Source organism: Blattabacterium cuenoti (genome assembly GCF_014252075.1).
In the GTDB taxonomy this organism is placed as follows: Bacteria; Bacteroidota; Bacteroidia; order Flavobacteriales; family Blattabacteriaceae; genus Blattabacterium; species Blattabacterium cuenoti_AC.
Genome location: NZ_CP059209.1, coordinates 394,576 through 408,128, shown reverse-complemented (window position 1 = coordinate 408,128; position 13,553 = coordinate 394,576). Strand labels below are relative to the sequence as shown.

Sequence of the window (13,553 nt, the reverse complement as noted above, 5' to 3'; positions counted from 1 at the left end):
TATTTGTATGGATCCAATTGCTGATTTTTTAACTAGAATTAGAAATGCTAGTTTAGCAAAACATAGATTTTTAGAAGTTCCTTCTTCTAAAATAAAAAAAGAAATTGCTAATGTTTTATTAAAGGATGGGTATATTTTGAGTTATAAAATAGAAAAGGATAAAAAAACTATTAAAATAGCTTTAAAATATTCTCAAGAGGAAACTTCTGTTATTCAAAAAATAGTTAGAATAAGTAAACCAGGTCTTAGAAAATATTGCAAATATAAAAAATTACCTCGTGTGTTAAATGGGTTAGGAATTGCAATAATTTCCACTTCTAATGGAGTCATAACAGATAAACAAGCAAGAAAAAAAAGAATAGGGGGAGAAATTTTGTGTTATGTGTATTGATAAATAATTTTTGAAATGTCTAGAATTGGAAAAAAACCTATTTTTATTCCTGAAAATGTGAATGTAAAAATATTTGATAATAAAATATTAGTGGAAGGGACTTTAGGATCTTTAATTCAAAGAATTTCTAAAAAATTGCAATTTCGTTTGCATGAAAATCAATTAATAATTACCAAAATTCATAAAAATAAGGAATCTAAATCTTTGCATGGATTGTATCGTGTATTAATCCACAATATGATTATAGGAGTTACAAAAGGATTTATGAAAGGATTAGAATTAGTAGGGATTGGATATAGAGCTACTTATAAAGAAAAAATTTTGAATTTGAATTTAGGTTTTTCTCATAATATTATGATGCAGATCCCTGAAGAAGTTCATATAGAGATCAAAACGGAAAAAGGAAAAAATACTATTATAATTTTGAAATCTCATGATAAACAACTTTTGGGAATGATAGCTGCTAAAATTAGATCTTTCAGAGTTCCTGAACCTTATAAAGGGAAAGGAATAAGATATTTGAAAGAAGAAGTTCGTAGAAAAGCAGGAAAATCAGCTTAATTTTTTAACAAAAATGAGAAAAGAAAAATCGAAAAAAATTTTTGGAAAATCAGAAAGACCTAGAATTTCTGTTTTTAGAAGTAACAAAGGAATATATGCTCAGATTATAAATGATGAAACTGGAAGAACTTTGGTTTCATCATCATCAAGAGAAAAAATATTCCATCATTCTAAAAAAACAAAAATGGAATTATCTAGCGAAGTAGGTAAATTGCTAGGAGGTCGAGCTGTAAAATTGAAAATAAAAAAATTAGTGTTCGACAGAGGAAGATATTTATATCATGGAAGAGTGAAATCTTTAGCTGAAGGAATTAGAAAATCTGGACTAAAATTTTAGATAAAAAATCATATAGTAATGGGATCGGATAAAAAAATAAAATATGCGGGATTAGAATTAAGGGAAAAGTTAGTTGGAGTAACGAGGGTTTGCAAGGTTACTAAAGGAAGAAGATATTTTAGTTTTAGCGCTATTGTTGTTAAAGGAAATGAAAATGGAGTAGTAGGTTATGGTTTTGGAAAATCTAAGGAAGCTCCTGATGCAATTCACAAAGCTGGAGAACAAGCTAAAAGAAATCTTTGTAAAGTTTGCATATCTAATGGGACTATTCCTCATGAGCAAGAAGCTAAATATGGAGGGGCTCATATTCTTATTAGACCAGCTTCTAATGGAACTGGAATTATAGCAGGAGGTCCTTTGAGGGCTGTCCTTGAAGCTGCAGGATTGAGAAATGTTTTGTCAAAATCTAAAGGATCTTCTAATCATCATAATGTTATTAAAGCTACTATTAAAGCGTTGAGTAAAATGAGAGATGTTAATGTTATTGCAAAACAGAGAGGAATTTCCATCAAAAAAGTATATAATGGATGAAAATATTTTCATAAATATTAATCAACTATCTCCAAAAAATGGATCTAATAAAAAAAAGTTAAGATTGGGAAGAGGACAGGGATCTGGAAAAGGAGGAACTTGTGGAAGAGGACATAAAGGAGCAAAATCTAGATCTGGATTTTCCAAGAAAAGAGGTTTTGAAGGAGGACAAATGCCTCTTCAAAGAAGAATTCCTAAATTTGGATTTAAAAGACATTTTTTGAGAAAAAAATTTTCTTTGATTAATTTAGACACAATTCAAAACTTTGTGGATCAAGGAAAAATTAAAAATTTTCTTGATCAAAAAATTTTACTAGAAAAAAATTTGGTAAAAAAAAATAATCCAGTCAAGATATTGGGAAGGGGAGAGCTGCGTTCTTCATTAAGAATATATGCATCTAAATTTAGCAAAAAAGCTTTGTTATCCATAAAAAAAATAGGAGGAGAAGCTTTATCATGAAAAATTATTATGGATAATTTTTTAACATATTTTCATAATATTTGGAATATTAAAGAATTACGAAAAAAAATAATAATAACTCTGAGTTTTTTGTTGGTATATCGTTTCGGTGCTTATGTTCCTCTTCCAGGAATTAATCCTTTGGGTATTAGCGATTTAATGGAAAAATTTAATTCAGGATCTAAAGGATTGATGCAAATTTTATCTTCTTTTACTGGAGGGGCTTTTAACCGAGCTTCAGTTCTAGCTTTAGGAATTATGCCTTATATATCTGCTTCTATTATTATTCAATTAATGTGTATCATTATTCCTTATTTGCAAAAATTGCAAAGAGATGGAGAAAGTGGGAGAAAACAAATTAGTTTTATTACAAGATGGTTAACAGTAGGAATATGTTTAATACAAGCACCTGTGTACCTCATTTCTTTAACTCAAAAATTAATTCCTTTTTCATCAAATTATTCTGATAATACTTATTTAATTGATATAAATACTTTTTATGGAAAAAGTATATTTTGGATAATAGGAATAATAATTTTGACATCTGGAACTTTATTTACTATGTGGTTAGGAGACAAAATTACAGATAAAGGAATAGGGAACGGAATATCCTTAATAATTATGTCCGGGATAATAGCGCGTTTTCCAGATGCTATAGCTAAAGAAATTTTTAGAAAAATGGAAATTGGAAATGGAGGATTAATAGTATTATTTCTTGAATTTTTATTATGGTTACTAGTCATTTTATTTTCTATTGTAATTATTCAAGCTATTAGAAAAATTCCGGTTCAATATGTTTCTCACTATAAATCTTTGGAAGTAGGATCTCAATTAATTCATAAAAAACATCAGTACCTTCCGCTTAAGATGACTGCTGCTGGAGTAATGCCTATTATATTTTCTCAAGCCATAATGCTTTTCCCCTTAACTTTTTCTGATTATGTAAAAAATGTTAATATTAGGAATTTTTTTCATCTTTTTCAAGATATTTATGGATTATGGTACAATTTGACTATTTCTGTATTGGTAATAGCATTTACTTTTTTTTATACAGCTATTACAATTCCAGTAAATCAAATGGCTGATGATTTAAAAAGAAATGGAGGACACATCCCAAAAATTAAACCTGGAAAAGAAACTGCTGAATATATAGATAATATTTTATCTAAAATTACGTTACCAGGGGCTGTTTTACTAGCTATAATAGCTATTTTTCCAGCTATAGTTTTTCGTATAGGAGTAACTCAAAATTTTGCATTGTTTTACGGAGGCACTTCATTATTAATTGTAGTAGGAGTTATTTTAGATATTTCTCAACAAGTAAATATTTATTTACTGAATTATCATTATGATGGGTTGATGATGATGAAAAATCGTAGTGAAAGATATACTAGATTATAATTTTTTTTGTATATTAATTTGTTATATATTAATTATATTTAATTGTTTATGACTAAACAAAAACATATTGAAGTTGATGGAACTATTGTAGAATCGTCTCCAAATGCGATGTTTCGTGTTGAATTGGAAAATGGATGTATTGTTAAAGCTCATATATCCGGAAAGATGAGAATGCATTATATAAAAATATTGCCTGGAGATAAAGTGAGGTTAGAAATGTCTTCTTATGATTTAGAAAGAGGAAGAATTACTTATAGATATTAAGATTTTAATAAAAAAATTATATTATGAAAGTTAGAGCTTCTTTAAAAAAAAGAACTGAGAATTGTAAGATTGTTAGTCGAAAAGGACGTTTGCGAATTATTAACAAAAAAAACCCTAGATTTAAACAGAAACAGGGATAAATAAATATGGGAGTTCGAATTTCAGGAGTAGATATTCCTAGGTCTAAAAGAGGTGTTATAGGTCTTACTTATTTGTATGGAATAGGAAGGAGTATGTCCAAAATAATTTTGGATTCTGTTGGAATAAATGAAAATAAGAAAGTGGAAAATTGGTCTGATGATGATATTAGTAAAATAAGAAAATATATATCTAACAACATAAAAATTGAAGGAGAATTAAGGTCTGATACACAACTTAATATAAAACGATTAATGGATATAGGTTGTTATATAGGAACAAGACATAGAAAAGGTTTGCCGTTAAGAGGTCAAAAAACAAAAAACAATTGCAGGACCAGAAAGGGAAGAAAAAAAACTGTAGCAAATAAAAAGAAGGTCACAAAGTGATAATAAATCATTATGGCAAAATCATCATTGGGAAAAAAAAGATCGGTAGTTGTTGATTCTTTAGGAGAGGCTCATATTCAATCTACTTTTAATAATATTATTATAACGTTAACAAATAAAAAAGGGGAAGTAATAGCATGGTCTTCTGCTGGAAAAATGAATTTTAAAGGGTCTAAAAAAAACACACCATATGCCGCTCAAATGGCCGCAGAAAATGTAGCAAAAGAGGCTATAAATGCTGGTATTAAAAAAGTAGAAGTAAAAGTTAAGGGACCTGGAGCAGGAAGGGATGCAGCTATACGAGCTTTAAGTAATTCTGGAATTGTGGTAACAATGATAAAAGACATAACTCCATTGCCGCATAATGGTTGTCGTCCACCTAAAAGGAGAAGAGTTTAATATTTATTTAGAAATTATGGCAAAATACATAGGACCTAAAACTAAAATTTCTAGAAGATTTGGAGAATGTATTTATGGTGAAGATAAATATTTTGAAAGAAGAAAGTATCCATCTGGACAACACGGAAACAATCGTCGTAGAGGAAAACGTTCAGAGTATTTTATACAGTTTATAGAAAAACAAAAAGCAAAATATATTTATGGGATATTAGAACATCAGTTTGAAAAATTATTTTTTGAATCTGCAAGAAAAAAAGGAATTACTGGAGAATTATTATTGCAAGCATGTGAAAGTCGTCTTGACAATATAGTATTTAGACTTAAACTTGCGCCTTCTCGATCTTCTGCTCGTCAAATTGTTTCTCATAGGCATATTTCTGTGAATAATCACATAGTTAATATACCGTCTTTTAGATTAAAACCAGGAGATAAAATAGAAGTAAAAGAAAAATCTAAAAAACATCCAGTTATATTGGACTGTCTACAAAAAAAAATAGGGGCTTTAGTTGAATGGCTAATTTTGGATGAAAAAAATATGTTTGGTATATTTAGAGTTATGCCGAAGAGATCACAAATTCCTGAAAATATTAAAGAACAACTTATTGTTGAATTATATTCAAAATAATAGAAGTTAATCATACATTATCATATGGCTATTCTAGATTTTGTTAAACCTGATAGAATTGCAATGTCTGAATTTTCAGATAATAAAGGTATTTTTCATTTAAAACCGTTAGAACCTGGATATGGAATTACTTTAGGAAATGCATTAAGAAGAGTTTTATTAGGATCTTTAAAAGGTTTTGCAGTAACTTCTATTCGGATTGAAGGAGTTAAATATGAATTTTCTACTATAAAAGGCGTAGTTGAAGATGTAACTGAAATAGTTTTAAATTTTAAAAAAATTCGTTTAAAAAGAAAAGTAACAGGACTACATAAAGAAGTAGTTAATGCTTCTATTCATGAAGGAAAACAGATAACGGGAAGGATTTTGAATAAATTTATTTCTGGATTTCAAATTTTAAATGAAAATTTGATTATTTGTAATAAAGAAGAATCGGTTCCATTAGAAATTAGTTTTACTATTGAAGAAGGAAGAGGTTATGTTCCTGCAGAAGAAAATAAAAGTAATAATGAAGATTTGATTGGAACAATTCCTATAGATTCTATTTATACTCCTATTAGAAATGTAAAATATACAATAGAAAATTGTAGAGTTGGTCAAAAAATTGATTTTGAAAATCTTTCATTAGAAATTAAAACAGATGGTTCTATTTGTCCAAAATCAGCTTTAATGGAAGCCTCTAAAATATTAATTCAATATTTTTCTATTTTCTCTTATGATAAAATAGGAAAAAAGAAACAAGAAGAAATTAAAAAAGATAAAAAATATGATGAAGAATTTTTACGAATGCGTACTTTGTTAAAATCTAGGTTAAATGATATGGATCTATCTGTTCGAACAAAAAATTGTTTAAAATCTGCATCTATAGAATCTATAGCAGATTTGGTCAGTTGTAATAGAAGTAATATGTTGAAAATGAGAAACTTCGGAAAGAAATCATTAGATGAATTGGAAAGTAAAATGAAAGAAAAAGGATTATATTTTGGAATGAACATCTTAGAGTATAGATTAAATAATAAAGAATAAAAATAGATGAATCATAGAAAAAAGAATAATCATTTAGGAAGAAAATATGGTCATCGAAAATCTGTTCTTTCTAATCTAGCTTCTTCTTTGATTAAGGAAAAAAGAATATTTACAACTTTAGCCAAAGCTAAAGCTTTAAAAAAATATGTTGAACCTATTATTAGAAAATCCAAAATTCACACAACTCATTCTAAAAGAAATGTTTTTTCTCATTTAAGAGATAAGACCGCCGTTTCAGAGCTGTTTAAAAATGTTTTTGATAAAGTTCGTGTCCGTCCAGGTGGATATACTAGAGTTATAAAGACAGGGGTTCGTCTTGGAGATCAAGCAACTATTTCTTTTATTGAATTAGTAGATTTTAATGAAATTTATAGATCTAAGAAAATAATAAAATCTGTAAGACGTAGTAGAAAAAAAGTAGTAGAAAAAAAAGAGAATAAAAAATGAGTAATGAGTAAAATAAAAAGTATTCAGGCAAGACAAATATTAGATTCAAGAGGAAATCCTACTGTGGAAGTGGATGTTCTTACAGAAAAAAATGTACTTGGACGTGCTTCTATTCCTTCCGGTGCTTCAAAAGGAGAATATGAAGCTTTTGAATTACGTGATAATCAAGAAAATATATTTTTTGGAAAAGGAGTATTGAAAGCTGTTCAGAATGTCAATAGTATTATTTCTCCTGAATTAATTGGAAAATCTATTTTTGATCAAGTTTATATTGATAAATTGATGTTAGAATTAGATGGAACAGATAATAAAAAAAGATTGGGGTCTAATTCAATTTTACCTATTTCATTAGCAGTCTCCAGAGCGGCCTCTAATGAACTTCAAGTTCCTCTTTATAAATATATAGGAGGGGTTTATACAAATACTTTACCGACTCCTTTGATTAATATTGTAAACGGAGGAAGACATTCCAATGCTCCTATAGCTTTTCAAGAATTTATGATAGTACCTGTTCAATCTAATACTTTTATAGAAGCTCTTCAAATGGGACATAAGGTTTTTTATCAATTAAAAAATATTTTGAATAAAAAAGGGTTTTCAACAAGTGTTGGAGATGAAGGAGGTTTTTCTCCTAATTTTGATGGAATAGAAGATGTTTTGGATCATATATTAGAAGCTATACATATGTCAAATTATGAACCTTATGATCAAATAGGAATAGCTATAGATTGTGCTGCTTCTGAATTTTATAAAGATAACCAATACGACTATTCTAAATTTGAAAAAAAAACAGAATCTTCAAAAAAGTCTAAAGAAGAACATATTCGTTATTTATCCTATTTAATTAAAAGGTATCCAATTATATCTATTGAAGATGGAATGGATCAAAATGATTGGGAAGGATGGAAATTATTAACGGATGAAATGGGTGATAAGATTCAACTGGTAGGAGATGATCTTTTTGTTACTAGAGTTAGTAAACTAAATGAAGGAATCAAAAATAAAATAGCAAATTCTATCCTTATAAAAGTTAATCAAGTGGGAACATTAACAGAAACAATTGAAACAATTAATTTGGCTAAAAAGAACAAGTATAAAAACATTATATCTCATCGTTCTGGAGAAACAGAAGATTCTTTTATAGCAGATTTTTCTGTTGCATTAAATATTGAACAAATCAAAACCGGTTCTATTTGTCGTTCTGAGAGAATTTCAAAATATAATCAATTATTACGAATTGAAGAAAATATTGGTCAATATTCTTTTTATTCAGGATGGAATCAAACATAAAATATTCCATTAATGATGAATTAAGAATCAATGGTAATTTTAATTTTTATACTTGGATATTTATTTATTACTCTTGAAAACTTATTTTCTTTAAATAAAGTTATTCCAGCCATTCTGATGGCTACCATTTGTTGGTCATTAATTATGTTTTTTAATCTTCCTGTTTATGAATTTGATCAACATTTAATAATTAAAAAAGATCCCAAAGATTTATTATTGTTTCATTTAGGAAAAGCTTCCGAAATTGTTTTTTTCCTTATTGGGGCTATGTCTATTATTGCTGTTATTGAAAAGTATTCTGGTTTTGAAGCTTTAAGAGAATTATTCTACACGAAAACTAAACGTAGATTTTTGTGGATAATAAGTTTAGTTTCTTTTTTATTATCTGCAATAATAGATAATCTAACAGCAACTATAGTTTTAATTTCTATTCTCAGAAAAACAGTTTCTAATTATAAAGAACGTTTATGTTATTTGGGATTAGTAGTGATATCTGCTAATGCAGGAGGAGTTTGGTCTCCAATAGGAGATATAACTACAACAATGTTGTGGATTTCTAATAAAGTAACGACTATATATCTTGTTAAAAAAATACTTATTCCATCTATATTATGCATGTTTGTTTCCACTTTTATAGTGTCTTTTATGCCCGTTTTTAATGGAACTTTCCAAGTTAAAAAAACTAAATTATCAGAAGAAAATCTCAATAGAGGTTTTTTTATTTTGAAATCGGGTCTTCTTTTAATGTTACTTGTTCCTATTTTCAAAACTATAACGGGAGTCCCTCCATACATGGGAATGATGTTTTCTCTTGGCATTCTTCTTTGTATCGTGAGAAAATATTCAGGGACTGTTTTATCTATAGATGATCTTTTCAGAAAGATAGATTTTTCTAGTATTTTGTTTTTTTTAGGTATTTTGCTTTCAGTTTCTTCTTTGGAATCATTGGGAAAATTATATAGTTTATCTCATTGGATCAATGAGACTGTTTATACATGGAAAATAACAACTTTTATATTTGGATTGATTTCTTCTATTATAGATAATGTCCCTTTGGTCGCTGCTACTATAGCCATGTTTTCTTATCCAATGGATCATGATTTATGGCATTTTATAGCTTATGTTTCTGGAACAGGTGGAAGCATTTTTCTTATAGGATCTGCTGCAGGAGTAGCTGCTATGGGAATGGAAAAAATAGATTTTTTTTGGTACTTGAAAAAAATCAGTTGGATCGCCTTGATTGGCTACATTTCCGGATTTGTTTATTTATTGATTTATCCATTTTTTTCTTTGTAAGAATTCTATAAAGTTTCCTCCTAAATACGAAAAAGGAAAAAAAAGTGGAAGTATTATTATTTTAAACCATAAGGGAAATGGATAGAAAAATATATGAAATAATGCTATAAAAAACAAAATAAATCCAGTTAACATAGCATAAGCTTTTTTTGCGTTTTGTGCAAAAAGGGCAGTTATAGTTCCTCCTAATAAGGCACTAAAAGCATAAAAAAAAATTAGAACTAAAAAAAATTCAGTAGGAGCTTCAAAAAAAATCTTTTTTAATTTCTTTATCGGTATATATTGGATTTCGATAAACCATTCTTTTATAAATCTGATAGCAAATAGTATTTCTATAATACTTATTATAACTCCTATGAATACTGATAATATATTTCGAAACATAGCATAATTAAAATCTTTTTTTTTGTTAATTTGTAAAAGTATAAAAATAAACATCAATTTGTTATGAATTCTACTTTGGAGATGGATTGGACTCCAATCAAGAAATATGAAGATATTTTATTTCTTTTTTATAAAGGAATTTCTAAAATAGAAATAAATAGACCATGGTGTCATAATGCATTTCGTGTAGAAACAGTAAATGAAATGATAGATGCTGCGGATATATGCAAAAATAGAACAGATATTGATATATTAATTGTAACGGGATCTGGAAATAAATCTTTTTGTTCTGGAGGGGATCAAACTACAAGGGGATTAGGTGGTTATTTGGGGGTAGATGGAACTATAAGATTGAATATTTTGGATTTCTATAAGAGAATAAGAGAACTCCCTAAGCCTGTTATAGCTATGGTAAATGGTTATGCTGTGGGAGGAGGGAACGTATTACATGTAGTTTGCGATTTGACTATTGCATCTGATAATGCTATTTTTAGTCAAGTAGGACCAAAAGTAGGTTCTTTTGATGGAGGATTTGGATGTTCTTATTTAGCTCGTAATATAGGTCAAAAGAAGACACGAGAAATGTGGTTCTTATGTAAAGAATATACGGCTGAGGAAGCATTGAAAATGGGTTTGATCAATAAGGTTGTCAGTCAAAAGAAATTAGAATCAGAAACCATAAAATGGTGTAAAATAATACAGGAAAAAAGTTCCATGTGTATAAGGATGATCAAACGTTGTTTAAATGCAGAATTAGACGGACAACATGGATTGATGCAGTTAGCAGGAGATGCTACTTTAATGTTTTATTTAATGGAAGAGTCTCAAGAAGGAAAGAAAGCTTTTTTAGAAAAAAGAAATCCTGATTTTAAAAAGTTTACAAAGTTTTTATGAGATTAAAGTATTGGATCTATGCAGCTCGTTTACATACTTTACCTTTATCTTTTTCTGGAATAACTTTAAGTTTTCTTGTTTCTAAGTCTAGAGTTCATGTCAATTTAAAAATATACATTTTTTGTGTCCTTACAGCTTTATTATTGCAAATATTGGCTAATTTTTCAAATGATTATGGAGATAGCATAACAGGAGTTGATAATTTTAAACGTATAGGTCCAAAAAGAACAATTCAATGTGGGCTTATTTCTTTATCGAAAATGAAGAAAGCTATTTATTTGTTTTCTATATTATCTTTTTTATCAGGATTTTTATTGCTTTATCAAAGCATTTCATACAAAAAAATTTTTGTTTTTTTATTTTATTTTATAGGAGTTTTTGTTTGTATTTATAGTTCTATAAAGTACTCTATTGGATCTTCTCCTTATGGATATATAATAGGAATGGGGGATTTATTTGTTTTCATTTTCTTTGGACTTATTTCAGTAGAAGGAAGTTATTTTTTATATACACAGACCTTACATATGGATATGTTTTTATTATCATTATCTATGGGGTTGTTAAATGTAGCTGTTTTAAACATAAATAATATGAGAGATTTAAATAATGATTATGAAAACGGAAAATATACTATAGCAGGATGGTTGGGGATGAAACGTGCAAAATTATATCATGCTATTTCCATATTTATTTCAATTTTTTTAGGAGCTTTTTTTATTTTTTTGAATCAAAAAACCATTTACCAATGGATTTTCTTTATATTAGTCGTCATGTTTTTAATTTATCATGTTAAAATAATCCTTTTTTTAAAGGATGATAAGTTGTTTAACTTGGAGTTAAAAAGACTAGTTTTGATTGTTTTTTTGTATGGATTAAGTATAGGGGGCAGCAATTTTTTATAAAAATTATGAAAATCACTTTTTTTTCTCATAGCACATGTGTATTGGAAATACATGACAAATATTTATTAATAGATCCTTTTTTTTCTGGAAATCCTCTTTTTCAAAATAAAAATTTCTTGAAATATGTTGATCTTTTAAAAAAAGTAGATTATATATTGTTAACTCATGCTCATTATGATCACGTATGTGATGTAGAATTTTTTTCACAAAAATTTAATAATGCTTTAGTTATTTCTAATTATGAGATCTCCAATTATTTTGAAAAAAAAGGAATCAAAACATGTGGAATGAATTATGGATCTTTCATTTCTTTTTCTTTTGGAAAATTAAAATATGTTTGGGCAGCTCATTCTAGTGTTTTTAATGATGGAACTTATGGTGGAAACCCTGGAGGATTTCTCTTACATACAGATGAAGGAAATTTATATATATCGGGAGATACATCTTTGACGAGTGAAATGCATATTATTCCTAGTTTTGGAAAACTGAAACTTTCTATCCTACCAATAGGAGGAAGATATACGATGGATATAGAAGAAGCAATTCTTGCTTCAGATTTTCTGAAGTGCAAGAAAATATTAGGAGTTCATTATAATACTTTTGAAGAAATTCTAATTGATAAAGATGAAGCTAAAAAAAGGTTCCATAAAAATGGAAAAGAACTAATTCTATTAGAAATTGGAGAATCTATATTTATTTAATATATGGATAAAATAAATTTCTTTATAAAAAAAAAAGTTTTTTTTTATAAAGAAAATATTTAATTCCAAAAGAATATTTGATTATAATACTATTTGGTTTATTATATTGAAAAAAAATAATAAAATAGGAATAGGAGAATGTAATCCAATATTGGAAATATCAGTTTCAAAAAATTTAAATCACTTTAAAAATGAATTAGAAAATCTTTCCAAAAAAGTAATTTCTTTAAAAAAAACAGAAATACATTATTATCGTAAATATATCTCATATTCATCCATTTTTTTTGGATTAGAACAAGCTTTTTTAAGCTTAAAAAACAAGTTTCCTATATTATATGACTCAGAATTTACTCATGGAAAAAAAGGGATATCTGTAAATGCTTTGATGTGGCTTAAATCCTTTAAAAAAAATAAGGAAAGAACAAATGATATAGATAATCTAATAAAAGAAATAGAAAGAAAAATTATTAAGGGGTTTTCATTTATAAAAATGAAAATTAGCGTGGATTCTTTCGAAGATCAGTATTTAATATTAAAAATAATTCAAAAAAAATATCCATCTATAAAAATACGTGTAGATGCAAATGGTTGTTTTGAAAATTCTAAAAAAGCTTTGTATTGTTTAAATAAACTTTATGATTTAAGTATAGTTCATTCAATGGAACAGCCTATATTATCTGGGAATTGGAAAAATATGTCAGAAATTTGTAAAAAATCAAAATTACCTATAGCATTAGACGAAGAATTAGGAGGTATTCATAAATTAAAAGATAAAAAAAGATTATTGGATGTTATATTTCCTAAATATGTGGTATTGAAGCCTAGTATAAATGGAGGTTTTTATGGAACTAAAGAATGGATATTAGAAGCTAACAAAAGGAAAATTAAATGGTGGATTAGTTCTTCTTTAGAAAGTAACATTGGTATTAATGCTATTGCTCAATGGGCTTTTATGATGAAAAAAAAATATGAAGATCAAAATATTTATTCTCATGTCTATGGATTAAATACAGGAGTTTTGTATGTGAATAATTGGAGTTCTCCTTTAGAAATTAAAAAAGGTTCTATTTGGTATAATCCATCTATGAAATGGGAAGTTTCCTTTTTTAATAAATGA

Annotated in this window: 20 protein-coding genes; 19 read left to right on the top strand and 1 reads right to left on the bottom strand. The window is 27.4% G+C overall.

From position 1 onward, the window contains the following. Position 1: 1 nt before the first annotated feature. The 15 genes from rpsH to nhaD are packed head-to-tail and all read left to right on the top strand — an operon-like array spanning position 2 to position 9,555. Complete coding sequence (rpsH, locus tag H0H47_RS01955; protein WP_317168682.1) at positions 2 to 391, top strand: 30S ribosomal protein S8; 390 nt, start codon at positions 2 to 4, stop codon at positions 389 to 391. 15 nt (positions 392 to 406) lie between these two features. After that, positions 407 to 952, top strand: coding sequence for a 50S ribosomal protein L6 (gene rplF / locus H0H47_RS01950; RefSeq protein ID WP_185865817.1), 546 nt, complete (start codon positions 407 to 409; stop codon positions 950 to 952). A gap of 13 nt (positions 953 to 965) precedes the next feature. Continuing rightward, positions 966 to 1,289: a 50S ribosomal protein L18 gene (gene rplR / locus H0H47_RS01945; RefSeq protein WP_185865816.1), complete on the top strand. Its 324-nt coding sequence runs from the start codon at positions 966 to 968 to the stop codon at positions 1,287 to 1,289. An 18-nt stretch (positions 1,290 to 1,307) separates the two neighbouring features. After that, complete coding sequence (gene rpsE, locus H0H47_RS01940) at positions 1,308 to 1,820, top strand: 30S ribosomal protein S5 (RefSeq protein ID WP_185865815.1); 513 nt, start codon at positions 1,308 to 1,310, stop codon at positions 1,818 to 1,820. Positions 1,821 to 1,830: 10 nt separating this feature from the next. Continuing rightward, positions 1,831 to 2,280, top strand: coding sequence for a 50S ribosomal protein L15 (rplO, locus tag H0H47_RS01935; protein WP_185866308.1), 450 nt, complete (start codon positions 1,831 to 1,833; stop codon positions 2,278 to 2,280). 9 nt (positions 2,281 to 2,289) lie between these two features. Continuing rightward, positions 2,290 to 3,681, top strand: a complete 1,392-nt coding sequence (gene secY, locus H0H47_RS01930; RefSeq protein WP_185865814.1) for a preprotein translocase subunit SecY — start codon at positions 2,290 to 2,292, stop codon at positions 3,679 to 3,681. 48 nt (positions 3,682 to 3,729) lie between these two features. Beyond that, on the top strand, positions 3,730 to 3,945 hold the full coding sequence (infA, locus tag H0H47_RS01925; RefSeq protein ID WP_185865813.1) for a translation initiation factor IF-1: 216 nt from the start codon (positions 3,730 to 3,732) through the stop codon (positions 3,943 to 3,945). A 23-nt stretch (positions 3,946 to 3,968) separates the two neighbouring features. Beyond that, positions 3,969 to 4,085: a 50S ribosomal protein L36 gene (rpmJ, locus tag H0H47_RS01920; RefSeq protein ID WP_012840794.1), complete on the top strand. Its 117-nt coding sequence runs from the start codon at positions 3,969 to 3,971 to the stop codon at positions 4,083 to 4,085. A 6-nt stretch (positions 4,086 to 4,091) separates the two neighbouring features. Further along, positions 4,092 to 4,472 (top strand): 30S ribosomal protein S13, encoded by a 381-nt coding sequence (rpsM, locus tag H0H47_RS01915; RefSeq protein ID WP_185865812.1) that lies wholly within the window; start codon positions 4,092 to 4,094, stop codon positions 4,470 to 4,472. 12 nt (positions 4,473 to 4,484) lie between these two features. Then, entirely contained in the window at positions 4,485 to 4,871 is a 387-nt protein-coding gene (gene rpsK, locus H0H47_RS01910; protein ID WP_185865811.1) for a 30S ribosomal protein S11, read from the top strand. 16 nt (positions 4,872 to 4,887) lie between these two features. Then, the gene (gene rpsD / locus H0H47_RS01905; protein WP_185865810.1) at positions 4,888 to 5,496 is read left to right on the top strand and encodes a 30S ribosomal protein S4; all 609 of its coding nucleotides are present in this window, start codon (positions 4,888 to 4,890) and stop codon (positions 5,494 to 5,496) included. A gap of 24 nt (positions 5,497 to 5,520) precedes the next feature. Continuing rightward, the gene (locus H0H47_RS01900; protein WP_185865809.1) at positions 5,521 to 6,522 is read left to right on the top strand and encodes a DNA-directed RNA polymerase subunit alpha; all 1,002 of its coding nucleotides are present in this window, start codon (positions 5,521 to 5,523) and stop codon (positions 6,520 to 6,522) included. Between the two features lie 6 nt (positions 6,523 to 6,528). Continuing rightward, on the top strand, positions 6,529 to 6,969 hold the full coding sequence (rplQ, locus tag H0H47_RS01895; RefSeq protein WP_185865808.1) for a 50S ribosomal protein L17: 441 nt from the start codon (positions 6,529 to 6,531) through the stop codon (positions 6,967 to 6,969). Between the two features lie 3 nt (positions 6,970 to 6,972). Next, positions 6,973 to 8,259, top strand: coding sequence for a phosphopyruvate hydratase (eno, locus tag H0H47_RS01890; RefSeq protein WP_185865807.1), 1,287 nt, complete (start codon positions 6,973 to 6,975; stop codon positions 8,257 to 8,259). A gap of 30 nt (positions 8,260 to 8,289) precedes the next feature. After that, the gene (nhaD, locus tag H0H47_RS01885) at positions 8,290 to 9,555 is read left to right on the top strand and encodes a sodium:proton antiporter NhaD (RefSeq protein ID WP_185865806.1); all 1,266 of its coding nucleotides are present in this window, start codon (positions 8,290 to 8,292) and stop codon (positions 9,553 to 9,555) included. On the opposite strand, the gene H0H47_RS01880 is transcribed toward nhaD, so the two are convergent. Next, a complete protein-coding gene (locus tag H0H47_RS01880) occupies positions 9,526 to 9,939 on the bottom strand; it encodes a hypothetical protein (RefSeq protein WP_185865805.1) in 414 nt (137 codons plus the stop codon). The genes nhaD and H0H47_RS01880 overlap by 30 nt on opposite strands. Positions 9,940 to 10,002: 63 nt before the next feature. On the opposite strand from H0H47_RS01880, the gene menB reads away from it, so the two are divergent. The 4 genes from menB to H0H47_RS01860 all read left to right on the top strand — a co-directional run bounded on the left by menB (position 10,003) and on the right by H0H47_RS01860 (position 13,553). Next, positions 10,003 to 10,833: a 1,4-dihydroxy-2-naphthoyl-CoA synthase gene (gene menB / locus H0H47_RS01875; RefSeq protein WP_185865804.1), complete on the top strand. Its 831-nt coding sequence runs from the start codon at positions 10,003 to 10,005 to the stop codon at positions 10,831 to 10,833. Beyond that, the gene (menA, locus tag H0H47_RS01870) at positions 10,830 to 11,735 is read left to right on the top strand and encodes a 1,4-dihydroxy-2-naphthoate octaprenyltransferase (RefSeq protein WP_185865803.1); all 906 of its coding nucleotides are present in this window, start codon (positions 10,830 to 10,832) and stop codon (positions 11,733 to 11,735) included. The genes menB and menA overlap by 4 nt, the downstream gene beginning before the upstream one ends. A 5-nt stretch (positions 11,736 to 11,740) precedes the next feature. Then, positions 11,741 to 12,436 carry a metal-dependent hydrolase gene (locus H0H47_RS01865; RefSeq protein WP_185865802.1) on the top strand — a complete coding sequence of 232 codons (696 nt, stop codon included), beginning with the start codon at positions 11,741 to 11,743 and terminating at the stop codon, positions 12,434 to 12,436. Between the two features lie 106 nt (positions 12,437 to 12,542). Continuing rightward, entirely contained in the window at positions 12,543 to 13,553 is a 1,011-nt protein-coding gene (locus tag H0H47_RS01860; protein WP_238785077.1) for an enolase C-terminal domain-like protein, read from the top strand.